The organism is Streptomyces sp. NBC_01142, assembly GCF_026341125.1.
Lineage (GTDB): Bacteria > Actinomycetota > Actinomycetes > Streptomycetales > Streptomycetaceae > Streptomyces.
The window spans coordinates 3,577,515-3,600,807 of sequence record NZ_JAPEOR010000001.1 but is presented as its reverse complement, the minus strand read 5'-3'; the positions used below and the strand labels follow the sequence as shown (position 1 = coordinate 3,600,807).

Here is a 23,293-nt window from a genome sequence, read left to right as displayed (position 1 = left end):
TGAGCACGGGTTCGGCCGGCTCGGGCGCTCACCGGCCCAACCCAAGCGCCCTCCGACCACCTCCCGTGAACTCGGCGGAGGGGAGCTGAGGTGCCGTTGGAGGTGGTGAAGCTTCTCCGGCCAGAGCTGGGACCGGACGAGGTCTGCGTCGTCAGGACGGCCACCACCCGCCACTCCAGGCCTGCAAGCCCTTCACCCGCTGGTCGATCCGCAAGCTCGCCGGGCACCTTCGGCGCACGCCGAAACGGCATCGGCCGGTCAGTCCAGGCTCGGTGGCGTCCAGTCGGCATGCCGCAGGATCGTGCGAACGGTCGCGCCGGACGGAGCCAGCCGGAGAGCGGTGTTGCGCACAGCGATGGCCAGCGGGTGGGTCAGTTGCTGGCCCATCCGCCCGGCCTGGCGAGCGGCGCGGGCGACGGACTGACTGCGCGGGCGGCGCTCGGTGTCGTAACGGGTCAGCGCCGAATCCACGGTGCGTTCGGTGGCGAGCGCGCCGGCCAGTGTGGCCGCGTCCTCCAGTGCCTGGCAGGCTCCCTGGCCGAGGTTCGGGGTCATGGCGTGGGCCGCATCGCCGAGGAGGACGATCCGGCCCGCCGTGAAGGTGGGCAGGTCAGTGGCCAGTTCGTTGATGTCGTGATGCAGGACGGCATCGGGCCGGGTCGCCTCCAGCAACGCGGGGATCGGGGCGTGCCAGTCGCCGAACCGGCGGCGCATCTCGGCAAGGGCGTCCGAGTGCCGTACGCCGACGGGCGAGTTGAGGACCGCGTGCCACTCGGCCCGGCCGTCGGCGAACGCGATGTGGCCGAACTCGGCGCCTTTCCCCCAGGTCAGTTCGAAATCGGTGCGCAGGTCGACGGGGCGCTCGGTGATGGCGCGCAGGACCGTCGATCCGCTGTAGGCGGGGCCGGGGTGGTCGGGGAACAGCCGGGCGCGCAGCCGGCTGTTGACTCCGTCGGCGGCCACGACCAGATCCGCGTCGAGGACGGTGTCGCCCAGGGGAATGCGCACCCGGGCGGGATCGGAGTGGTCAACGGACGTCACCTCGGCTCCGACGACCACGGCCTCGGCCGGCAAGGCGGTGCGCAGCAGGCGGTGCAGCACGGCACGGGGGATGCCGACGATCGGCGTGCCCAGTTCGCGCTCGAGCGCGGCTCCGTCCATCCGGGCAAGCCAGCCGCCGCCAGGGGTGCGGGTGCCCCCGGTGTACTGGGGCCGTGCGGCCGCGCGTACGGCCTCGCCGACGCCGAGAGCATCCAGGGCGCGGAGACCGTTGGCATGCAGGGAGATGCCCGCGCCCGCGTCGGCGAGGACGGGGGCGCGTTCGACGACCGTCACCTCCCAGCCGATCAGGCGAAGCCCGAGTGCAGCGGACAGCCCCCCGATTCCTCCGCCGACAACCACCGCACTGCCACCCATGCCAGTTCCCTTCGTCTGTCCCCGCCACGATCTTCTACAGGTGTAGAAGGAGAGTACTCCGCTCACCTACAGGTGTAGAAAGGGGGGATGTCCACCGATCGACGTACCGTCCTTGCCGATGCGGCCATCAGCGTGCTTGCCGAGGCGGGGATGCGAGGCCTGACCCACCGCGCCGTGGACCGGGCTGCGGACATGCCGCCCGGCACCACGTCCGCGTACCACCGCACCCGCCAGGCGCTGCTCACCGCGCTCGTCCGACGCCTGGTCGCACTCGACCAGGCGGAACTCCAGGGCGTGGGGACACAGACGCCAGTGCCGGAGAACGCCGATGAACTGGTGGCCGGGATCACCGCCCTCGTTGAGCAACGGCTCAACGGAGACGGACGAAGACGCTCCCTCGCGCGTTATGCGTGCGCTGTCGAAAGCGTGCACCATTCCGAGCTGCGAGAAATTCTCGTACCGCGCGAGAACGCGGCGCGAGAAGCCGTACGCAGCTTCCTCACCGCGCAAGGCGTTGCGGATGTCGAGGCCCGCACGGTCACGTTGCTGGCCTGTGTGGACGGTCTGGTTTTCGACCGTCTGGTGGGCGGCGGAAGCGTGTCCGGGGAGGAGATCCGCGGGCTGGTGGCGGCTGCACTGCGATAGCCCGCCCCCGTGCCGACGCTGGGACGGGTGGACCCCAACGGTCAGGGACACCGCACGCGACGAAGCTCTCGCGGGCCCGTGCGACTCCTCGCGCTGCCGGCAGGCGTCTCATCACCCCTGCCACCGCCCCGTCCGGGCGGACAGCGCCAGTACGAAGCAGCTGCCAGGGTGGTCGCGTTCTCGGTGGTGATGACGGTTCTGGTCATGGTGTGTCCTTGAAGGGGTGTGTGCGGAGCGATGCATACGCCCGGTCCACCAGGCCTGTCGTTCCGGGCCACGGGGGTCGTCGACCTGAGTCCACTCTGCGTCGATGCGCATCGTGGCCCGGCGCTCGCTTTCGTACGGGCCCCAGCCGGGGTTGCTGAAGCGGCTGGACGTCTCCTGGATGCCGGGGAGGCGTACTTGGCACAGGAGTTGAGAACTCGTCGGCACATGCGCGGCCGACGCGTGCGCTTGGCTTCGAGCGGTGCTGCCGCGTGTGACGGCTTCCCCCACTGCCACAGCTGCAGGACGGCAGGGGGCAGGAAGGCGCCATTCGGTCACCGTCCGGACGCCCGGGGGGTGGTGGCCTGCCGGCCGAGGGGCACCAGTCAGCCGGCGACGGCCGCCCCCAGCTGCTCCCGGTGGGCCCGTGCCGTGGCCATCAGCCCGTCGAGTGTGTCCCGGGTCCGCAGGAGGTCGGCGATGTGCGTGGAGAGTCGCTCGCGCTCCTGCGCCAGCCGCTCCAGTGCAGAGTCGGAGTTCTCCTCGCTGGGCGCGTCGACGCAGGGCAGCAGTTCGGTGATGGTGCGGCTGGACAGACCCGCGGCGTACAGCCGCTGGATGAGCGCGACCCGCTCGATCTCGACGTCCGTGTAGTGCCGCTGCCCGCTGGGGCTGCGGGTGCTGGTGAGCAGACCCTGCTCCTCGTAGTAGCGCACGGACCGGATGCTGACTCCGGCCCGTGACGCGAGTTCCCCGATCCGCACGAAGCCCTCCCGGCCATGTTCTGCGTCACAGGGCTTGCCTCTGACATCAGTGTGAGGTTTTAGCGTAACTGCCATGCCCGACGTACGGGCGCTGCGGATCGCGAAGGAGTCCTGACGTGACGACCCTTTTCACCAGCTACCGGCTCGGCGGCCTGACACTGCCCAACCGGGTGGTCATGGCTCCGATGACCCGAGTACGGGCCGCCGCCGGCGGTCTGGCGACGCCGTCGATGGCGGCCTACTACGCTCAGCGGGCCACAGCAGGGCTGATCGTGAGCGAGGGGGTGCAACCCAGCACGATCGGACAGTCCAACCCGGGGACACCGGGACTGCACACCGACGCGCAGGTCGACGCATGGCGCCCGGTGACCGCCGCCGTCCACGCCAACGGCGGACGGATCTTCGCCCAGATCATGCATGGCGGCCGGGTCTCGCATCCCGACACCACCGGCATGCAGCCGGTCGGGCCCTCGGCCGTCTCCGCCGTAGGCGATGTGTTCACCCCGACCGGGCCTCAGCCCGCTCCGGTGCCGCGCGCTCTGGACACCGCCGAAGTGCCCGAGCACGCGCAGTCGTACGCCCGGGCCGCCCGCCGCGCCGTCGATGCGGGCTTCGACGGCGTGGAACTGCACGGCGCCAACGGCTACCTGATCTCGCAGTTCCTCTCGTCCAACGCCAACCTGCGCACCGACCGCTACGGAGGCCCGGTGGCCAACCGGATCCGCTTCGCCGTCGAGGCCGTCGCCGCCACCGTCGAGGCCGTCGGCAGCGCCAGGACCGGCATCCGGCTCTCACCGCACGGGACGTTCTGGGGAGTCGAGGAGACCGACGTCCTCGAGCTCTACACCGCGCTGCTGACCGAACTGGCCCGTCTTGAAGTGGCCTACGTGCACCTCGAGGCCACCGCCGACGAAGAGGTGCTCCTCACCCTGCGCCGGGCATGGCCGGGCACCCTCGTCGTCAACCCCGTGGTTCCGATGGGGCCCAAGCAGACCGGCCGGGACGACGCCGACCACTGGCTCGCGCTGGGTGCCGACCTCATCAGCTTCGGCCGCGCTTTCATCGCCAACCCCGACCTGGTCGAGCGGCTTCGCGGCGGGCTTCCGATCGCCCCCGTCGACGAGGCCACGTACTACCAGGGCGGTGATGCGGGCTACCTGACCTACTCGGCCCACCAGTACGCGGCTTGACTCCGACCCGCGGCGAATGGGCCGACGTGCGGGCGGAACCGGCGCGGGCATTGGTGCTCAGCCGGCACCCGCCCACGCTCGCCCCTTGCACGCGTTGAACGGTCTGACGGGAAAGGCCGGTTCGAAGCCCGCTCAGCCCGTCGGCGGGCCCGTACGCCTTCTGTGTGCTGTGCCATCAAAAGTTGAGCAAGTGTCATCCAACTCTGAATGACGTTGCAGCGCGGCGTCTCGGCGTGACTGGGCTTCGAGCGAGCAGGCAGGCCCCGACAACGAGTTACCACTTGGAGTGGGCCGGCCGAACGCAGTGCACGCAGCGGTGCCCGCCACGGCCGAGGACCGGGCCGCCTCGCGCAGGGACTGCTGTCCCGGGCGGCTGCGGTCACATGCTGCGGCGCTGCTCGTGGACGGCCTTCATCAGGTCCTCGATGGCGGACTGGGTGTCGTGGTCTCGCGCGTCATCGATTGCTTCGAGAGCGGCGGCCGCGGCCTCACGAATGTGGTGGGGAAGCCCGTCGGCGGCCGTGAGACGGTAGGCGGCCTTACGGCGCGCCGTGCGCTCGGCGGAGTCTACTGCGTCCGGGCCGGACAGCGGAAAGACGGCGGCCCTGTACGCGGATATCCCCAGCACCACCATGTCCCCGATTCCGTCGGCGTACCCGAGTGCGGCGGCCTTCCCCTGGCCTTCCCGAATGGTTTCGATCACTCGACGGCGGGACAGGACCGTGCCCACGGCGGCACCGCCTCCCAGGGAGAGGGCGCAAGCGACGGCGAGGAACGGCCCGTCCCAGGCGAAGCCGGTGACTGCTCCGAGGGCCGCGAGTGCGACGGTCCATCCGGCCGCTGTCCGGGAGCCTATGTGCTCGGGTGTGGTGTCCATGAAGGGAGTGTCCCAGCCGGTACCGACGCCAACGGTGCGGGGTGGACCGCCGGCCTCAGATCTCGGGCAGTGGCTCCATCGGCCGTCATCCGCGGCATCTGCGAGGTGGCTGCGCCCCGCCCCCAGACGCGGCAACCCGGTAGCCGTCGCGGCGGATCGACGGGTTCAGCCGTATCCGCACCGCCATGATGTCCGCGCCCTCGCACGACGACCAGTGCGGGGGCGTCGTGACGGCTGCGCACAGGTCGAGGCGCTCCCGGCACAGCCTGTATCGCGGCCGTCTTCCGGTCCTCGGTCCAGCCCGGTCGGGGTCGAGCACCCGCGCACCCACACACCCGCCGCACACCGGCGAGATGACCGGCCGCGGAGCCTGCCGTTGTTGGTCGAGCCGATGGGTCGACCAACAACGGCAGGCGAACTGGCTTGAGTCTCCAGCAGGGACGGTAGGACTGGAGCTCCGAACCCGTCCGACGTATCACCGGCAACGTCCACACCGCGTCAGGCGACAGGTCGGTTCGGTCGCAGCCCCGGCCTGCCGGGACACCGGATCCGGATCGGACAGTCCGCCGAGATCAGACCACCGGAACCGGGAAGGTCGGGTACTCCACCCCGGAGACGTGCTGGACTACGCGGATGACCTGGCAGGAGTAGCCGAACTCGTTGTCGTACCACAGGTAGAGGATCGCGTCGTCGCCCTCGACCTTGGTGGCGCCGGCATCGACGATCGAGGCGTGGCGCGAGCCGATGAAGTCGCTCGAGACCGCATCGGGGGCGGTGGTGAAGTCGATCTGACGCTTGAGCGGCGAGGTCAGCGACACGTTGCGGAGGTAGTCGAGGACCTCCTCGCGGGTGGTCTCGCGTGCGAGCCGCAGGCTGAGGATCGCGATCGAGACGTCCGGCACCGGGACGCGGATCGAGCTGCCGGTGATCCGCGCGTCGAGGTCGGGCAGCGCCTTGGCAACGGCGGCGGCGGCACCGGTCTCGGTGATGACCATGTTGAGAGGCGCCGAGCGGCCGCGGCGGTCGGAGCTGTGGTAGTTGTCCAGCAGGTTCTGGTCGTTGGTGAACGAGTGGACGGTCTCCACGTGGCCGCGCAGGACGCCGTACTCCTCCGCCATCGCCTTCAGCGGCGGGACGATCGCGTTGGTGGTGCAGGACGCGCAGGACAGGATCTGCTCGTCCGGCTTGATCATGTCGTGGTTGACACCATGGACGATGTTGGGGACGTCACCCTTGCCCGGCGCAGTCAGGACGACCTTGTCGATGCCGGGGCGGAGGTGCTTCGAGAGGCCCTCGCGGTCGCGCCACTTGCCGGTGTTGTCGATGAGGATGGCGTCCTTGATGCCGTACGCCGTGTAGTCGATCTCCGACGGGTCGTTGGCGTAGATCACCTTGATCTCGTTGCCGTTGGCGATGATCGTGCTCTTCGCCTCGTCGACGGTGATCGTGCCCTGGAACTGCCCGTGGATGGAGTCGCGGCGCAGCAGCGAGGCGCGCTTGACGATGTCCTGCTCGCCGCCCTGGCGGACGACGATGGCGCGCAGCCGCAGGCCGTTGCCGGAGCCGGCCTTCTCGATGAGCAGGCGGGCGACGAGGCGGCCGATGCGGCCGAAGCCGTAGAGGACGACGTCGCGCGACTCGCGGCGCTCGATCTTGTTGGCACCCGTGGCGCCGGCGACGGCCTCGGCGGTGAACTCCTCCACCGAGAGACCGCGGTCGTCGGTCCTGTACGTCGCGGCGAGCATGCCGATGTCGATCTGGGAAGGGCCGAGATCGAGCGTGGTGAGAGCCTGCAGGAACGGCAGCGTCTCGGTGACCGAGAGTTCCTCACCGGCGATCTGCCGGGCGAATCGGTGGGTCTTGAGGATGCTGACCACCGACTTGTTCACCAAGGAGCGGCTGTGAAGCAGGACCGTTACGTCCCCCTCCCGGTGCAGCTTCCCGATGATCGGGATCATCGACTCCGCGATCTCCTCGCGGTTCTTCCAGTTGGTGAACGCGTCGTCATTGACAGTCACAGGTTTATCTTTCGAGCTAGGCGGTGCTCATATGCTAACCCCACGCCACTTTGATCATGCAAACGGGTGCCACCTGAGCGGGGCGCCGTGACCGCACCCATGGCCACGCAGGACAGGGGGCGGGTCACCGCGTGAGGTAAAGATGTCCCAATTTGCTGGACTTTGGCATGGTCTACTTCCTGCGTGATCCTCGTCGACCTCGCCGCCGACCTGATCCGCATCGACCGGCTCGGCGGACCACTGCGGTGCGGGCGGGCCCACGCCGCGCTCCCCCGCGGCCCTCTCTCCGTCCCACTCGACCTCAAGCAGCCGACGGCCTGGCACCGTGCTGCGCCTGCTCGAAGACACCGACCTCCGCCCGGCTCCCTTCCAGACGCCGACCGAAGCGGCCGAGCACCCCATCTCGCCGCGCGGGGGACGCCCGTGGAGCACGACCCCCCGCTTCGCCGCTCCCGCGCAGCCGGGCCGCGGCATCTGCTGGGCAAGTCCAGCGACAGCTCGGACACGCTGCCGCAGCAGCGAGACCCAATGCCCTGCACGCAGCCTGCGCCTTCCGCTTGGACCGACAGGCCCTTTCGACAAGGCTCCAGGCACTTTCGCGTGTCCCCCCGTCCGGCCTCGTCCCAGCCGAAACCGCGCGGCTGACTTCCGGAACACAGCGGGGAGTTGCGCCGAACGCCTGATCAAGGTCGGGCGTCCCCGTCGAGCTCCGCAAGCTCCGCATCGCCGAGAACAAGATCGGCGGCCGCCGCGGAGTCCCGGATGCTCTGCGGACGGCTCGCTCCCGGAATCGGGACCACCGTCGGTGACTTCGCCAGCAGCCAGGCCAGGGCTATCTGTTGGGGGCTGGCTCCGCGCCCGCGTGCCACCCGGTGGAACGCGGCGTACGGACCCGTCCCGGCCACTGCGGACGGCCCGTCCAGCGAGCTCCGCGAGATCCCGCCGAGCGGACTCCACGGCAGGAAGGCCAGCCCCAGCTCGGCGCAGAGCCGCAGTTCCGCCTCGCTGTCGCGCACGGCGGGCGAGTACCGGTTCTGTACGGACACCAGCCGGTCGCCCAGCATCCGGCGAGCGAGCCGGATCTGCGCCGTATTCACGTTGGAGAGCCCGGCGAGCCGGATCGTGCCCTCCTCCAGCAGTTCGTGGAGCGCTCCCAGCGAGTCGGCGAAAGGGACGGCCGGGTCCGGTTTGTGCAGCTGGTACAGCCCGATCGCGCTGCCGCCGAGGCGGGCGAGGGAGCTCCTCGCGGCCCGCTTGAGGTGGCGGGGATCGCCGTTGACGGTCCAGCCGCCGTCGGCCGTACGGCCCCGGCCGCCCTTGGTGGCGACCAGGACAGAGTCCCTGTCACCGCGGTACGTCGCGAGCGCACGGGCGACGAGCGACTCACCGGGCCCCGGTACGCCGCCGGGCGCATAGTAGGAGTCGGCTGTGTCGATCAGCGTCACGCCCGCGTCGAGCGCGGCATGGACGGTGGCCAGGGCCTGCCGCTCATCGGGATGCCCCTCGATGGACAGCGGCATGGCGCCGAGCCCGATCGCGCTGACCCGTACATCCCCGAGAGTGCGGTACCGCATTATCGGTCCTCCTTGCCGGAACGGAGGGTTTCCGCGATGGCCGTCGACAGCCACTGCGAGGAGTCCCGGAAGGTGTAACCAAGATGTGCCGCACGGGAGTTGTCCATTCCGTACGAACGGGTGAAGGAGAACGGCGAGGTCTCGCCCACCTCCACCGACTGGAATTCCGCCTTCCCACCCACCTCGCGCTCGATCACCGCGCAGATATCTGCCGTGGTGAGCGGGCCGTACGCATTCGCATTCACCGGACCGGTGAATTCCTGGCCCGCCGTCCACGCCAGGAAGTCCGCGATCTCCTCGACGTACACATAGGTGGCGGGGTGGTTCTCGGCGGGTACGGCAATGGGCTCGCCCGCCCGGATCCGGGCGGCGTAGTGGTCGACGCGCCCGGTGAAGTCGTCGGCCCCGCCGAGCACATGGGCAACGCGCACGGAGACGTACGGGCAGCCGGGATCCTGCGCGAGGACCGCCTCGGCCTGCCGTTTTCCCTCGCCGTAGTGCTGCTGGCGGAAGTCCGGGTCGTCCCACGGAGCGGCCAGGTCGACTTTCACCGTGCGGGGATCGACGGCGCCCTCACGCACCGGTGCGGTGGAGTGCTCGTACTCGTACACCTCGACGGTCGACGTCATCACATGGCGGCGGACGCGGCCGGCGAACACCCGCCGGGCGATGTCCGCCTGGCGCGGCGTGTAGCAGACCTGGTCGATGACGACATCGAAGGTCCGCGACCCGAGAGCGGCCCGGAGGGACTCCTCGTCGTCGCGGTCGGCGACGAGAGAGGTCACCCCGGCGGGCGAGGCGGAGGAACCGCGATTGATGACGGTGACGCGGTTCCCGGACTTCAGCAGTCGAGCGATGAGCCGCTTTCCGAAATAGCGGTTCCCGCCAATGACACATACGTCGAGCATTTCCAACTCCCTGTCGTGGTACGTCAAGTGTTACGTTGACGGGCCACGTCATGAAGGGGGAGTCATGGGAGATCCGGCCGTCCTGCCGAAAGAACCACGGCAGCTGCATGCCGCCACCAACGAAACGTCGGTGAGCGCCTTCGACCCCGTCGACCGGCACATCCTGGAGCTCGTCCAGAGCGACGGCCGCATCAAACTCAGCGAACTCGGCCGCCGGGTGCGGCTGAGCCCGGCGGCGGTCACGGAGCGGGTGCGCCGACTCGAGGCGTGCGGTGCGATCACCGGATACGGGGCTCACGTCTCCCCCGCCCGGCTCGGCTACGGCATCCAGGCCTTCATCCGCGTCAATCCCCACGGCGGGTACAACCTGAAGCACCCCAGGACACGGGAACTGCTCGCCAGGCCCGAGGTGATCGAGGCGCACCACGTCGTCGGCGAGGACTGCTGGATCATCAAGGTCGCGGTGACCAGCACGGTCCATCTCGAGGACGTCCTGGAGCAGACCTCAACCTTGGGGCGTACGACGACATCGATCGTGCTGACCTCACCGGTGGAGCGGAAGCCGCTGCTGCCACCGCAGGGCTGACGGGTCATTTGATGTCAGTTCACCATTTGGGCCGGTCATAGGGGGCCGGGAGCGGGTCCGGGGCACCGGCGGCTCGAAGCGCCCGGTTGACCTCGACGATCGATTTGATGTCCGGGTCCCTCGGCACCGCCCGCGGTGAGGTCCAGAACCAGCCCGCCGTGACCACTTGGCGTCCTGGTTCCGGGCAGCCCATCGGGGACCAACGCCGCACGGTTGACGGACAGATAGACGGCTCGCCCGCAACGCGGGTCGGAATTCACGAGGTTGAATTTCTCCTCCACCGCGTCGTACTGGGCGTCGTTGTACACCTGCCCGTCGTCGACGTCCCAGGCGTCGGCCAGGGCAAGTCAGAACGTCTGCCGAGCGGCGCACCAGCGCCGCCGAGTCGTCCAGTTCACGCGAACGCATCGATTCCGGCCGGTCACCTATTCCCCAGGTATGCGACCGATCCAGGTACAACACGCGCATCTACAAGCCTCACCTGTCTGATCTAGAGCACCCTAAGGCTTGTCCCGTAAATGATCTTGGGTGGGTGCGGGCGTGGCTGGTGGCCGGTCCGGCCGCCCGCCTATCCGGCGAGGTTGAGGTTGTGGAGGCGGGCGATTCCGAGCATGGCGTGGTGGACGCCATCGCCCTTGAGGCGGCAGTCGCGGAGGATCTTCCAGGTCTTCATGCGGGCAAAAACGTGCTCCACGCGGGCGCGAACCTGTTTGTGGGACTTGTTGTGGGCCTGCTTCCAGTCAGGCAGTTCTTCACCTTTGCGCCGACGGTGTGGCATGACGAGTCCGGTGCCCGGATAGCCGCCGTCGGCGATCGTCATGGCCTTGCCGACGGCGGCCTTCGCGCCGGACTCCTCCCACGCCCTGCAGTCGTTGCGGTTGCCGGGCAAGGGCCGGCCGACCACGACGACCAGGCGGGTATCGGCGTCGATGACAACCTGGTGGTTCGTGGAGTACCGGTAGTTCTTGGACTGCTCGGCGATGCTGTGGTCGCGGGTGGGCACCAGGGTGCCGTCCACGATGAGCACGGTGTCCTTGCGGAACCGTTTGCGGGGCTGGAGCGCCAGCGACGGGCCGAGGTGGTCGATGATGCGGTCCGCCGCGGACTTCGATACACCGAAGAGCGGAGCGAGTTGGCGCATTGTCAGGTTCGTGCGCCAGTAGGCCGCGACGAGCAGAACCCGGTCCTCCAGCGGAAGTCCCCACGGGCGGCCCTTACGGACCGGATCTGCACCTTCGCGGCGCAGTGCGGTCACCAACCTGCCGAAGGAACGCGGGCTCAGCCCGGTGAACGGGGCTATCCAGGACGGCTCCGACGCCGTGATCACACCAGACACCCGAAGATCATCTCACCCGTGACCAGCAGTTACGGGACAAGTCTTAGGAACCCACCGCCGCGTACGGTTGCCTACCAGAGTGATCAAGCGACGGCCGTTTGCGTCAGCCAGTGGGCGAGCAGTTCACGGTCCGCGAGCGTAGGCTGGAGATCACGTTCCGCGAGCATGGCGCCGAGGCTTGCACTCGCGTCCAGGTAGCCGCAGGAGCGGGCGCTGGCAGGCGTGATCAACTACCTGTGCATCCCCTGGTGACGATGGTGTTCCGCCAGTTGCGGGCTTTCAGAGGCCATGAACCTGACCAGAAAGCGGCGTAGGAGGTCGTTATGGGCACCGCAAAGCAGGACGGCGCATCGAACGTCGTTGAAGAGCCGACCATGGATATGAATCTTGAGGTCGTCGTGATGCCGGTGGCTGACGTCGATCGTGCCCTGCGCTTCTACCAGGGCTTGGGGTGGAGGCTCGATGCGGACTTCGAGGTGGGCCCGGAATTCCGGATTGTGCAGCTGACGCCTCCGGGGTCGGGATGCTCGATCCAGTTCGGCCGCGGAGTCACCCCTGCGGAAGAAGGCTCCGCCCAGGGCATGTACCTCGTCGTCCAAGACCTCGACCAAACCCGCGCCCGACTGATGAGCCAAGGTGTCGAGGTTAGCGAGATCTTCCACCGCGTGTACGACACCGGCACCCAAGAACAGGTAGACGGCCCAGACCCTAATGGTCTCAGCTACGGCTCGTACGCAACGTTCAGCGACCCGGACGGAAATGGGTGGCTGCTTCAAGAAGTCCGAGTGCGACAGCCTGGACGATGACGGGCGCAGAACCGAGAAGATCACGCCACGGCGATCACCTGCGTGAGACCTCTCAGAGCGTGTCTGAGATCCGCCGTATCGGCTGTATGGGTGACTCGTTGAGTGGTGTGTGAGTGCTGCTGGGGATGGTTACCCGTCTGATCTGACGGATGAACAGTGGGCGTTGATTGAGCCGTTGCTGCCTGCTCCAAGGACGGGTCGCAAGGGCGGGCGGCGGGAGAAGCACCCGCGTCGGCGGATCGTGGACGCGATCTTGTACTTGGCGCGGACCGGGTGCCAGTGGCGGTATCTGCCCAAGGATTTCCCGCCCTTCCAGACGGTGTACTGGTACTTCACCTGGTGGCACGACGACGGCACCGTGGAGCGCGTCCACGACGCGCTGCGGGTCAAGGTCCGCGAGGCCGACGGCCGTTCCGCTGAGCCGTCCGCGGGCCTGGTCGACTCGCAGTCCGTGCGGGCGGCCGACACGGTGCCGAAGTCCACCAGCGGCTTCGACGCGGGCAAGAAGACCAAGGGCCGCAAACGGTTCATCGTCACCGACACCCTCGGCCTCCTCCTGGCCGTGCACGTGCTGGCCGCAAGCGTCCAGGACCGCGACGGAGCCAAGCGCTCCCTGCTGTGGACCCGCCTGGACCACCCAACCATCGAGAAGATCTGGGCCGACCAGGGCTTCGCCGGCCGACTCGTCGAGTGGTCCTCTGCCGTCTTGCACCGCACGCTGGAGATCGTCCGCAAGGACCCCGGACAGCGCGGCTTCAAGGTCCAGCCGAAGCGCTGGGCGGTGGAGCGCACGTTCGCCTGGATCACCACACGCCGCCGCCTGGCCTGCGACTACGAACGCAACCCGGCCCACTCCGAAACCATGATCCGCTGGGCCATGACCGACCTGATACTCCGCCGACTCACCCGAGGCCGACCCGCCACCCGCCAAGGACCCCGACCACTACGGAAAATCACCCCGTAACCCGATCTCAGACACGCTCTCAAAGACCGAGGCAGGACAATCCCACGCCACATCCCCCAGCGGCCGTGCGGCACGCGCTTCACACGAGCGCACCGGCATAGACCGTAGACGCAGTCACCACCGCTATCCGATCAGGACGGGCTGGGACGGTTGTTCACCCCGAACCGGGAGGCTCTGCGGAGGCTCCTACCGCTGGTCCCGCCGTCGTCCACTCACACGTCCTGTGATGCGGAGCGTCCACGGAAATGGGACTCTTGAAGCTCAGCCTCGGGGTACGGGTCACCGACTCGAGATTGATTGCTCAGCAGGAGGACCGCCCATGATCAGAGTTATGCGGCCGCTTCTTCACGGCGCTGTTGCGGGACTCGCCGGTACGACCGCGCTCAATATCGCAGGTCATGCCGACATCGCGCTTCGAGGCCGGCCCATCAGCGATACACCTGAGATCACGGTGCGCAGCCTTGCCGCGAAGCTCCGTATTCGAATCCCCGGGGACGATCAGATCCTGGAGAACCGGATCGCCGGCCTGGGCCCCTTGATTGGATACACCGTGGGGCTGGGCATGGGGGCGGCACTGTCATTGGCACAGGCTGCTGGTTGGCCTCCAACGAAGGCTTCCCGCTATGTCGTTGCATCTCTCTTTGCCCTAACGGTCACAAATGCGCCGATCATTCTTTTGGGAATCACGGATCCACGGACCTGGGCAACCTCGGACTGGGTCTCAGACATCATCCCGCATGTTCTCTATGCGGTAGTCACAGTCCGCGTCATTGACAATCTGGAAGCAGCGGGCCCCAGCTTTGATGGCCAGATCCCGCAATGACGCCCTCGGACAGCCCTTCACCCAACCTCGATTCGTCAGACATCAAGTTGTGCAAGCCGCTGGCCTTGTCACAGCGCACCCGGTCCGACACGACCGCATGCGAGCGGTGCAGGACGTCGAGCCACTGCGCGTGCTGTGAACCGGCAATGCCCCACATGTGCCGGATGTTGGTAGCGGTTACCGAGTAACGCCAGCCGGTCCTGGTCTCGAAGGCGGTGAGGTTCTTCATCTGCCGACGGGAAAGTTTGACCCGGCGCACGATCAGCCGCATGCCCGCCGGCCAGCCTCCACGGGTGTTGAGCGCGGTCAGTTACGCGACCGCGTAACCGTCCTGCAGTGTGCCGTCCTGTTGCAAGGAGGTCTTGCACGCTGTTTCCGGCAGCTTGGCGATCGCCTGCTCGTCCGCCTCGCCGATCTTCCAGCCGACAGCGTAACGGGCCGTGCGGGGTGCGGTGTTGAGGGCTTCGAGGTGCGTGAGCAGGTCGTGGTGGCTCCGGCACCGTCGACCCGCACCAGGATTTCGCCGACGAGCGCGAGTGACCGGATCCGGCGGAGGGTCATCTCGGCGATCCGAGCAAGTTTTGATCATGCCGGTCGGTCCGTACGACGTCAGCAGGGCCCGTCGTCGCTGTGCGCGGTGTGGAAGGTCTGGTCACGCGGTCTTCCAGGACCGCTGCCGGTAGGATCGCCTGATCATGGACCCGAAGGCGCGAATCGAGATGATCGCCATCCCGCCGGGGCAGGTAACGCTGTCGGACCGGCGAACGCAGCGCAGTTGGCCGGTCAGTCTTGCCCCCTACGAACTCGCCGCGTTCCCGGTCACGCAGGCGCTGTACACACACATCACCGGGCAGCGCCCGAGCGCCGCACAGGGAGACCGGCTGCCCGTCGAGAGCGTTTCCTGGTGGGACGCAGTCCGGTTCTGCAACGCCCTGTCCCAGCGCGACGGGTTGGCGTCCGCTTATCACCTTCATGCCGACGGCGAAGGCATCGAGTGGGACGCCTCCGCCGACGGGTACCGGCTGCCGACCGAGGCTGAGTGGGAGCACGCCTGCCGTGCCGGTACGACCGGGCCGCGCTACGGGCCGCTCGACGAGATCGCCTGGTACCGCGGCAACTCGCGCGAGCGCATCCATGACGTGGGCGACAGGCAGCCGAATGCGTGGGGCCTGTACGACATGCTCGGCAACGTCTGGGACTGGTGCTGGGACATCTACGACGCCGAGGTCTACGGCGCCTACCGGGTGCTGCGTGGCGGCGGCTGGTTCGACGAGCAATGGAGCTGCCGGGCCTCCGCGCGACGCCGGAGTCACCCCACCTTCCAGGTCGACGACGTGGGCTTCCGTATCGCGCGGTCCATCATTCGTTAGCCCGTGCAATGGCGGCAGATGAACCGGCAGCTCATCGTGCAGGAATCCCGGCACAAGCTCGCCCGGGACGTGTGCCACGGCAAGCGCGGCACCATCCACCAGGCGTACCGGGACGGGAGGACCAGCTCGGTGCACTCGGCCTGGTCCTCAACGCCCTCGTGCTCTGGACGACGCGGTACATCGACGCCGCCGTCGCCCAACTCCGGCGCCGAGGGCCACGAGATCCGCGACAAGGACATCGCCCGGCTCTCCCCGCTCAAGCACCGCAACCTGAACCTGCTCGGCCGCTACAGCTTCAGCGCCAGCGTCCCGGCCGCTGGCGCCCTGCGCCCGCTGCGCGACCCGGATACGCCCGAGCTCGACGAGGACGAGGACGACGCGGACTGAAGTGCGCCCTCGCCCCTCCAGCGGCAGCGCGATGCTGTCCGGCCCGCGAGGAGGGTCGGACCGGATTTTGGCGGTAGCGGGCTGAGGGCTGCGTTCGGTGCAGGCGTCCGTGCGTTCGTCTAACGGTGGTTTTGCCGGAAGGGACCGCGACGGTGCCGGACTGTCCCGTGAAGCCGTGGCGAGCTGTTGGTGCTGGTGCTCTCGCGCCTGGCAGTCAGGAAGGCTGGACTTGGTCGAAGAGGGCGAGGGCTTCGGCGGGGTCCGGGCTCACGAGGCGTTCCAGACCGGCCATCGTGATCTTCGCCCACCTGCCGGCCCGTTCCCACATCTGTTCCTCGAAGGCGCGGACGGCTTCGTCCAGATCTCCAGAGCCGGTGGCGATGGACTCGGCGAGTTCGGCGCCTTCCAGCATCGCGAGGTTCGCGCCCGCCCCCAATGGGGGCATCAGATGGGCGGCGTCGCCCAGTAGCGTCACCCCGAAGACGTGGGTCCAGGTGTGGGACACGGGCAGGACGTAGAGGGGGCGGTGGACGAAAGCGGTGCCGTGGCGGAGGAGGTCGAGGACGGGAGCGGCCCAGCCGTCGAACAGGGCCAGCAGGCTCGATCGCACGGCCTCGACGTCGGCCAGGTCCAGGTTCGTGTGCCAGTCCAGCGGCGCGCGGAACTGGGCGTACACCTTGACGTGGCCGCCGCTGTTGCGCTGGGCGACGAGAGCTCGGTTCACGCCGTACACAGCCACGGAACCGTCACCGATCAACCGGGCGAGGTCAGGGTGGCGGGTGTCGACGTCGTCCAGGGAGGTCTCGACCAAGGTGACGCCGGTGTAGTGCGGAGTCACCGACGAGACCGCCGGGCGGATCCGGGACCAGGCGCCGTCCGCGCCGACTACGAGGTCGAACGTCTCCTGTCGCCCGTCCGCGAAATGGACCAGTACGCCATCCCGGGTCCCCGGCACCACCTGCGTCACGCCCCGCCCCCACCGGACGTCGAGAGGGCCGAGCAGCAGGTCACGGAGTTGCCCGCGGTCGATCTCGGGATTGGCCCGGTCATCTGGACGGGGTCGCCAGTCGCGCAGGACGGTCCCGTCCACGTCCAGGATGCGCATGGCCTGCCCCTCGGGACGAGACAGCGCCTGGAACTCCGCCAGCAGCCCCGCCTTGTCCAGCGCGAGCTGGCCCAGCCCTTCGTGCAGGTCCAGCGTGCCGCCCGGGGGGCGGGCGTCGGGGGCGGGATCGCGTTCGAGGACGGCGACGGGGTAATCATGGCGGTGCAGGACGCGGGCGAAGGTAAGGCCGGCAGGGCCGCTCCCGACCACTGCGATACGATGTCTCATGTCGATACACTGTATTCCCCCATGACGATGCATCGCAACAGAAGGTGTGACCATGACTGTGTGGGACCGGCCGGAGCCGCCGAATCGCCCCGTGCCGCTCGACCGGGAGCGGATCGTCGCCGCCGCCATCGCGCTGGCCGACGAGGGCGGGCTGGAGGCGGTGTCGTTGCGCAAGGTCGCCGCCCGGCTGGACGCCGGCCCGATGCGGCTGTACGGATACATCTCCACCAAGGAGGAGCTGTTCGACCTCATGGTGGACGAGGTCCACGCCGAGGTTCTCCCCGAGGAGCAGCCCGGTGACTGGCGGGAGGCGCTGCGCATCCTCGCCCACCGCACCAGGCAGGCCGCTCTCCGTCACGAATGGCTGGCCGACCTGCTCGGCGGCCGCCCGACCCTGGGCCCGAACGGCCTCGCCGTGGCCGAGGCCACGCTGGCCGCCCTCGACGGCCTCGCCGACCTCGACACCGTCATGCGCGCCGTGGAGACTGTCAGCGCCTACTTCACTGGCGCGATCAGGCGCGAGATCACGAACCTGCGGGCCGAGCGCGCCACGGGCCTGTCCAAGCGCGACTGGCAGCGCGCCTCCGGCCCGCATGTGACGAGAATGTTGGCCACGGGCCGCTTCCCGGCGCTGACCAAGGCCGTGTACGACGGCACGGACGTGGACGCCGAGGCATCCTTCGCGACCGGCCTGGACTGGGTCCTCGACGCCGTGGCCGCCAAGCTCACCCGGCCGCCGGCGTGACGCTCAGCTCTTGCCGAATGTGAGCGAGGTCGCGGTCGGTGTCCACGGGCCGTGCGGGCTTGCGCCGCCCCCACTTCATGACGTTGGTGCTGCCATCGGGGCGCCGGGAGCGTCCGCTTCTCGGGTCGGGTCGTGGAAGGGCCGCAAGCCGGGCCGCCTGGCCGTCACCCCGGGCGCCCCGGCCCCGAGTTGCCGGTCATCCTCGACATGCCGGGCAAGGTCGCCGACTTCCTCCGCGTCGCCGACCTGGAGCCCGCCGAGCGCGCCACGCTCGACCAGGGCGTGACCGTACGACGCGGCCAGGGCTACACCCTGCGCATCACCGCCGTGCCCGCGGTCCACCGCCAACTCCTCGACCGCTGCCAGCCCCTCGACGGCACTGCGGCGGTTCCAGCACAACGCAAGGCCCGCCACGAGTACGCGAACCGCGTCAGCACCCTCGGAACTACCACGGGGCCATGATCACCGGCTTGGCGTTAACCGCTGTACCGATGTTCCCCGAGGCCGGACCCCCAGGACGCAGGCCTTCAGTGAGGGCAGACCTGGCGGCTCCTGCAGAAGCAGCGGTACAGCACCCCCGCATCACCGGGCCTCGTCCAGGAAGTCCTCATCCTCCGCGGCGGCAGCGCCGCCCATGAGGCCGGACGAAGCCTCACGCTCGCATCGTCGCAAGAGTCTTGCTCTTGCAAGTAATATGCAACAAGCTTGACGGGCCCTTACCACCTGCCCTGGACGCGGAGCCACGTCATGCCCCATCTGATACCGGATGCCGGACCACAACGCGTCATCTCCGCCTCGAACTTCGTCTATACCGTCGGCAGCGGCCTCTTCCTGACCGCCGGGGTGCTGTACTTCACTCAGGCGGTTCACCTTCAGGCAAGCCAGGTGGGGCTCGGACTCGGCATCGCCGGTGTTGTCTCGCTGGCCGCGGGCATCGCCGTCGGCCATCTCGCGGACACGCACGAAGCACGCAGCATCTACGCGACCACCCTTGTCGTCCAGGCACTGGCAACGGCCGGCTTCGTACTGGCGGACAGCTTCTGGCCGTTCGTCCTCGCCATCTGCACAGCCACCGGGGCGAAGGCGGCCGGACTGGCTGCACGCAGTCCGCTCATCAGGCACTACGGCGGAGACCGGCCGCAGGAATTCCGCGCCTATCTCCGTGCCGTGACCAACATCGGCATTTCCCTCGGCGCCCTGCTGGCAGGCTGGGCCGTCCAGGTCGGCACCCTCACCGCCTACCAGCTTCTGGTCATCGGCAACGCGATCGCCTTCGCAGCCTCCGCGGCGATCCTGGTCTTCCTGCCACCGGTCAAGCCCGGGCCCATTGTCCACGGCCCTCGCTGGATCGCCCTGCGAGACCGGCCTTACCTTCTGATCACTGCCGTCGACGGCATCATGGCCATCCAGTTCAAGGTGCTCACCGTAGCCATCCCGCTCTGGCTGGTGGGGGCCACCACCGCCCCGCGCTGGCTCATCTCGGGCACCATGGTCATCAACACCGTCATGGTCATCGCGCTTCAGGTACGAGCCAGCCGCACCATTGACTCCCCAGCGAGGGGGGCGGCCGCCTACCGTCGATCAGGCATCGCCTTCCTCGTCTCCTGCTCGCTCATTTCGCTGTCCGCCGGGATGCCGGCATGGGCAGCCGCAACGCTGCTCATGACCGCGGTGGTGATCCATACGATCGGCGAGCTGTGGCACTCTGCCGCAGGCTTCGAGGTGTCCTTCGCCCTCGCCCCACAGCACGCCACCGGCCAGTACCTGGGCGCGTTCGGACTGGGTGCCGGCTTGGCCGAAGCCCTCGGGCCAACCCTGCTCATCTCCCTCTGCATCACCTGGGGCCGGCCCGGGTGGTACGTCGTAGGAGCACTGTTCACCCTGACGGGCCTGGCAGCGCCATGTGCCGTCCGCTGGGCGCAGCGTCAACAGCACGCCGGGCAGTCACACCTTGAAGCCGCGGAAAGGGCGCCGGCCACCTGACCTCCTGTGAGGGAACAGTCCAACACCCGTGCCAGCAGCGGCCCCTGAGGCAGAGGAGCGGTTCAGCGCACATCGGCCTCCGCGCGCCGGGCGCCCTCGGGCGTGGCCGTCGGCTGTTCGAGGGCGCAACCGAGGTCTCGAAACTGCACCTCGTGGAGACACACTGCCGTTCCACTCGGGATCACGCTGCCGCGTCACCGGACCGCACAGCAGGCGCATCAGGCCGACGTTCAAGGGCCGGGGAGTCGCCCCGACCCCCGGCAGTACACCGCCTAATCTGCCAGAACTGACGTCTCATCACGAAGGGAACATCTCGTGCCTTCTCGACTCAACCCGTACATCAGCTTCAACGGCGACGCCCGGCAAGCCATGGAGTTCTACAAGGGGATCTTCGGCGGCACCCTGACGGTGAACACATACGGTGACTTCGGCGAGAAAGAGGCCGGAGACGCCGCCGACAAAATCATGCACAGCATGCTCGAGACCGACAGCGGCTTCACGCTCATGGGCTCCGACACCCCGCCGGGGATGGAGCACAAGCCAGGGAACAACATCTCCGTGAGCCTGAGCGGGGAGGACGCCGACGAACTGCGCGGCTATTGGGACAAACTCTCCGGCGACGGCACGGTCTCGGTCCCGATGGAGAAGCAGATGTGGGGCGACGTCTTCGGCATGTGCACAGACCGCTTCGGCATCACCTGGCTGGTCAACATCAGCGAACAGCAGGGCTGACAGGCATCGGCACCCTCCGTGGCCGCGTCAGCCTCTGCGGGAGTCGTTGCGCTGCGCCTCGGGGTGTTGCTTCTCGGCGACGGCCGTGACCAATGTGAGTGAGTTCTGGTGTCGCGCGCTCATGTTCGGCAAGCGAGCGATGCGGTTCCGGCCGCGACAGCCCGAGGGCTGCGGACGGCCGGCCCCGTGAAGGGCCGGCCGTCGTGCTGCGTTTCGGTATGTTCTGGTCCTTGCGGGTGGGCGGACGCGGGGTGCGCCCAGCCCGAGCCCGGAACCCGGACGGCTTCCATGACGGCCGTCGAAGTGCGGGCTGCCTCCATGCTGCGCGGCAGTGACCAGCACGACAATGATCACTGTCCTCGTTCGCAGGCGAGATGAATCTTCGGGGTCCAGCCTCCCCGAGACCGCCCAGGCGCCGAGGTCATCGGGTTTCAGTACGGATTCCGCCCGGCAGCTCCTCCTGGTTCCGTCCCGGCGAACTCCGGCCGCGTTCTGATGGGTCGGCAGATCATGGAGTCGACATTCATTCATGAAGTCCTCGTCCTGGCCGACGTCGTCGAATCCGATCTCACGCGTGGCCTTCAAGGCGCAGCTGCAAGAGGCGTTGTCGGTCCGCGACCAGTGGACGGCACTCGTGCACATCGGGCACGGGGCGCCGCTGATGCAGATCGAGCGCCCGTTGAGTATCCGGGACCCTCCTCCACGGACTTGGTGGCCGGCCGTACCGCCTCGGCCAGAAACCCTCGTACTCCACGTCGAACCTCCGCTTCACTGCTCGCTGAGGCGAAGTCTCCAATTTGTCCGATAACTCCCCTACGCAGTAAGCTCTTCCGTATGGGCGTTGCCGCAAGCCGCGCCCCGGGCGGCGACGGCGCGACCGTTGCGACCTCTCAGAAGTCCGGGAGGGGTGGGTTGACGCCTGTCAGCGCGTGAGCCTGTCCCTATCCCATGTACTGAGCGCCTCCATCCTGGCCTGGGTAATGATGCCGCTGGTCAACCGAGCCCTCGCGTTCCGACTACTGCCCGACCGGGCACGTTCCGCGCGTACGCAAGTCGCGGGCGCCCTGGTCGTGATGCTGTGCCGGGGGTCTTCCTCCTGAAATATTCGGCCGGACCACGGGCTGACAACCAGTCGACCAATGGGGTCATCATGGGTGGACAGACGCAGGCGCGGGGTATCGAGGGAGACATCGTCCGGCGGGGCGACCCCGGATACGAGAGCGCTTGGCAGGGCATCCTGTGGAACGGGCTCAAGCCTCCCCGGTTCCCGGAGGTGATCGTCCGGGTCGCCTCGGAACGCGATGTCCCGGAAGCCGTGGCACTGGCCCGCTCCGAAGGTCTGCGCATCGCCGTACGGTCGGGCGGGCACAGCTGGTGCGGCTCGCCACTGCGCGACGGGGGCATGCTCATCGACCTCTCCGCCCTCAACCGGACCCATGTCGACCCCCCAGCCACAGCAACCGTCCAGCCCGCCGCCACCGGCGGCGCACTCGCCTGCGAACTCTCCCGGTACGGCCTGGCCTTCCCCACCGGGCACTGCGGATCCGTCGCCGTCGGCGGATATCTCCTCAGCGGCGGTCTCGGCTGGAATTCCGGCGCGCTGGGACCGGCTTGCGCGAGCGTGCGGCAGATCGAAGCCGTAACCGCCGCCGGCGAGGTCGTCAGCTGCGACGAGGACGAGAACTCCGACCTGTTCTGGGCGGCGCGCGGAGCCGGCCCCGGTTTCTTCGCGATTGTCACCGGCTTCCGCCTGGCTCTGTATCCACGCCCGGCGGCAATCATCGCGACCACGTACGCCTTTCCGCTGGCGGACGTCGTACCCGTGACCCGCTGGGCCACGGAGGCCGCCACCGAACTTCCGCCGACCGTCGAGCTGTCCTTCGTACTCGGCACGGCCGACCCGGCCATGTCGGCGGCCACACCGAGGCCCAAGGTGATCATCGTCGCGGCCACCGCCTTCGCGGACAGCCAGGACGAGGCGATCCGCTCCCTCGGGCCGCTGCGGGTCTGCCCGCTCGCCGACCACGCCATCTTCAGCCAGGTCGACGAACCGACCTCCTCCGAGGCCCTCTACGAGACCTCCGATTCCCTGTGGCCGGCGAGCCACCGCTGCAGCGCCGACACGCTGTGGTCGGGCGCGGACTACGAAACCCTGTTGTCCAGGCTGGCCCCTGTGGTCGCCACCGCCCCTTCGGAGAAGTCCCTCGTACTCGCTCCCGTGTCACCGGTCTCACGGGAAAAGACACTTCAGCACGAGATGGCCTTCTCGGTGCTCGGCGACAGCTATGTCGTCCCGTACGCGCTCTGGGACTCCCCGGCCCAGGACGACGCCAACATCGGCTGGCTGCGCCACGCCATGCGAACCGTCAAACCCCTCGGTACGGGCCACTACATCGCGGAAGCCGACCTCACGGCCGCCCCCTCCCGAGCCCACCGCTCCTTCAGTCCGTCCGACTGGGACCGCCTGGGCCGGCTGAAGGCACGCTACGACCCCGAGGACGTCTTCTTCTCCTACCTCGGGCGATCGGCAACCTGGGCCGCTTGACAGGGACAAGTGGCGAGGCGCCGCGGGGTTCGTCCCGTATGTCGTCGAGCCGCATTTGTGCGGGCAGGGGCCGTTCCCGCATGCCCG

General features: G+C 68.4%; 22 protein-coding genes and 2 pseudogenes. 13 read left to right on the top strand and 11 right to left on the bottom strand.

Features of this window, described 5'->3' with window-relative positions:
- Positions 1-258: 258 nt before the first annotated feature.
- Complete coding sequence (locus tag OG883_RS16160; protein WP_266540637.1) at positions 259-1,416, bottom strand: FAD-dependent monooxygenase; 1,158 nt, start codon at positions 1,414-1,416, stop codon at positions 259-261.
- Between the two features lie 87 nt (positions 1,417-1,503).
- Between OG883_RS16160 and OG883_RS16155 the strand changes: the two genes are divergently transcribed.
- Positions 1,504-2,061 carry a TetR/AcrR family transcriptional regulator gene (locus OG883_RS16155; protein ID WP_266540635.1) on the top strand — a complete coding sequence of 186 codons (558 nt, stop codon included), beginning with the start codon at positions 1,504-1,506 and terminating at the stop codon, positions 2,059-2,061.
- Between the two features lie 255 nt (positions 2,062-2,316).
- Here OG883_RS16155 and OG883_RS16150 read toward each other — a convergent pair.
- Together OG883_RS16150 and OG883_RS16145 are read right to left on the bottom strand one after the other, a co-directional pair.
- A pseudogene (locus OG883_RS16150) lies at positions 2,317-2,433 on the bottom strand (hydrolase); the annotation flags it as partial.
- Positions 2,434-2,651: 218 nt separating this feature from the next.
- A complete protein-coding gene (locus OG883_RS16145; protein ID WP_266540633.1) occupies positions 2,652-3,029 on the bottom strand; it encodes a MerR family transcriptional regulator in 378 nt (125 codons plus the stop codon).
- A 116-nt stretch (positions 3,030-3,145) separates the two neighbouring features.
- On the opposite strand from OG883_RS16145, the gene OG883_RS16140 reads away from it, so the two are divergent.
- Positions 3,146-4,219 carry an alkene reductase gene (locus OG883_RS16140; RefSeq protein ID WP_266540631.1) on the top strand — a complete coding sequence of 358 codons (1,074 nt, stop codon included), beginning with the start codon at positions 3,146-3,148 and terminating at the stop codon, positions 4,217-4,219.
- 379 nt (positions 4,220-4,598) lie between these two features.
- On the opposite strand, the gene OG883_RS16135 is transcribed toward OG883_RS16140, so the two are convergent.
- The 4 genes from OG883_RS16135 to OG883_RS16120 all read right to left on the bottom strand — a co-directional run bounded on the left by OG883_RS16135 (position 4,599) and on the right by OG883_RS16120 (position 9,596).
- Positions 4,599-5,096, bottom strand: a complete 498-nt coding sequence (locus tag OG883_RS16135) for a hypothetical protein (RefSeq protein ID WP_266540629.1) — start codon at positions 5,094-5,096, stop codon at positions 4,599-4,601.
- A 572-nt stretch (positions 5,097-5,668) separates the two neighbouring features.
- Positions 5,669-7,114 carry a glyceraldehyde-3-phosphate dehydrogenase gene (locus OG883_RS16130; protein WP_266540627.1) on the bottom strand — a complete coding sequence of 482 codons (1,446 nt, stop codon included), beginning with the start codon at positions 7,112-7,114 and terminating at the stop codon, positions 5,669-5,671.
- 683 nt (positions 7,115-7,797) lie between these two features.
- Positions 7,798-8,688, bottom strand: a complete 891-nt coding sequence (locus OG883_RS16125; protein WP_266540625.1) for an aldo/keto reductase — start codon at positions 8,686-8,688, stop codon at positions 7,798-7,800.
- Positions 8,688-9,596, bottom strand: a complete 909-nt coding sequence (locus tag OG883_RS16120) for an NAD-dependent epimerase/dehydratase family protein (RefSeq protein WP_266540623.1) — start codon at positions 9,594-9,596, stop codon at positions 8,688-8,690. The genes OG883_RS16125 and OG883_RS16120 overlap by 1 nt, the downstream gene beginning before the upstream one ends.
- 64 nt (positions 9,597-9,660) lie before the next feature.
- On the opposite strand from OG883_RS16120, the gene OG883_RS16115 reads away from it, so the two are divergent.
- Complete coding sequence (locus tag OG883_RS16115; RefSeq protein ID WP_266540621.1) at positions 9,661-10,182, top strand: Lrp/AsnC family transcriptional regulator; 522 nt, start codon at positions 9,661-9,663, stop codon at positions 10,180-10,182.
- Positions 10,183-10,750: 568 nt separating this feature from the next.
- Here OG883_RS16115 and OG883_RS16110 read toward each other — a convergent pair.
- Positions 10,751-11,518: a transposase gene (locus OG883_RS16110; RefSeq protein ID WP_266534967.1), complete on the bottom strand. Its 768-nt coding sequence runs from the start codon at positions 11,516-11,518 to the stop codon at positions 10,751-10,753.
- An 83-nt stretch (positions 11,519-11,601) separates the two neighbouring features.
- Positions 11,602-11,748: a hypothetical protein gene (locus tag OG883_RS16105; protein WP_266540619.1), complete on the bottom strand. Its 147-nt coding sequence runs from the start codon at positions 11,746-11,748 to the stop codon at positions 11,602-11,604.
- A 93-nt stretch (positions 11,749-11,841) separates the two neighbouring features.
- Here OG883_RS16105 and OG883_RS16100 point away from each other — a divergent pair, with 93 nt between their 5' ends.
- The 3 genes from OG883_RS16100 (at position 11,842) to OG883_RS16090 (ending at position 14,111) form a co-directional block, all read left to right on the top strand.
- Positions 11,842-12,324 (top strand): VOC family protein, encoded by a 483-nt coding sequence (locus OG883_RS16100; protein ID WP_266540617.1) that lies wholly within the window; start codon positions 11,842-11,844, stop codon positions 12,322-12,324.
- Between the two features lie 109 nt (positions 12,325-12,433).
- On the top strand, positions 12,434-13,288 hold the full coding sequence (locus OG883_RS16095) for an IS5 family transposase (RefSeq protein ID WP_266537907.1): 855 nt from the start codon (positions 12,434-12,436) through the stop codon (positions 13,286-13,288).
- Between the two features lie 319 nt (positions 13,289-13,607).
- Positions 13,608-14,111 (top strand): hypothetical protein, encoded by a 504-nt coding sequence (locus OG883_RS16090; RefSeq protein ID WP_266540615.1) that lies wholly within the window; start codon positions 13,608-13,610, stop codon positions 14,109-14,111.
- On the opposite strand, the gene OG883_RS16085 is transcribed toward OG883_RS16090, so the two are convergent.
- Positions 14,056-14,382 carry a hypothetical protein gene (locus tag OG883_RS16085; protein ID WP_266540613.1) on the bottom strand — a complete coding sequence of 109 codons (327 nt, stop codon included), beginning with the start codon at positions 14,380-14,382 and terminating at the stop codon, positions 14,056-14,058. The genes OG883_RS16090 and OG883_RS16085 overlap by 56 nt on opposite strands.
- Positions 14,383-14,806: 424 nt before the next feature.
- On the opposite strand from OG883_RS16085, the gene OG883_RS16080 reads away from it, so the two are divergent.
- Positions 14,807-15,481, top strand: a complete 675-nt coding sequence (locus OG883_RS16080) for a formylglycine-generating enzyme family protein (RefSeq protein WP_266540611.1) — start codon at positions 14,807-14,809, stop codon at positions 15,479-15,481.
- Positions 15,482-15,508: 27 nt separating this feature from the next.
- Positions 15,509-15,868: pseudogene (locus tag OG883_RS16075) on the top strand (Tn3 family transposase); the annotation flags it as partial.
- A gap of 214 nt (positions 15,869-16,082) precedes the next feature.
- Here OG883_RS16075 and OG883_RS16070 read toward each other — a convergent pair.
- Entirely contained in the window at positions 16,083-17,201 is a 1,119-nt protein-coding gene (locus OG883_RS16070) for an NAD(P)/FAD-dependent oxidoreductase (RefSeq protein WP_266540609.1), read from the bottom strand.
- Positions 17,202-17,253: 52 nt separating this feature from the next.
- Between OG883_RS16070 and OG883_RS16065 the strand changes: the two genes are divergently transcribed.
- The 5 genes from OG883_RS16065 to OG883_RS16045 all read left to right on the top strand — a co-directional run bounded on the left by OG883_RS16065 (position 17,254) and on the right by OG883_RS16045 (position 23,206).
- Entirely contained in the window at positions 17,254-17,946 is a 693-nt protein-coding gene (locus OG883_RS16065) for a TetR/AcrR family transcriptional regulator (RefSeq protein ID WP_266540607.1), read from the top strand.
- A 132-nt stretch (positions 17,947-18,078) separates the two neighbouring features.
- Entirely contained in the window at positions 18,079-18,408 is a 330-nt protein-coding gene (locus OG883_RS16060; RefSeq protein ID WP_266540605.1) for a hypothetical protein, read from the top strand.
- 285 nt (positions 18,409-18,693) lie between these two features.
- The gene (locus OG883_RS16055) at positions 18,694-19,929 is read left to right on the top strand and encodes an MFS transporter (protein ID WP_266540603.1); all 1,236 of its coding nucleotides are present in this window, start codon (positions 18,694-18,696) and stop codon (positions 19,927-19,929) included.
- 315 nt (positions 19,930-20,244) lie between these two features.
- Positions 20,245-20,661 carry a VOC family protein gene (locus tag OG883_RS16050; RefSeq protein WP_266540601.1) on the top strand — a complete coding sequence of 139 codons (417 nt, stop codon included), beginning with the start codon at positions 20,245-20,247 and terminating at the stop codon, positions 20,659-20,661.
- Positions 20,662-21,811: 1,150 nt separating this feature from the next.
- Positions 21,812-23,206, top strand: coding sequence for an FAD-binding oxidoreductase (locus tag OG883_RS16045; RefSeq protein ID WP_266540599.1), 1,395 nt, complete (start codon positions 21,812-21,814; stop codon positions 23,204-23,206).
- The last annotated feature ends 87 nt before the right edge of the window (positions 23,207-23,293 follow it).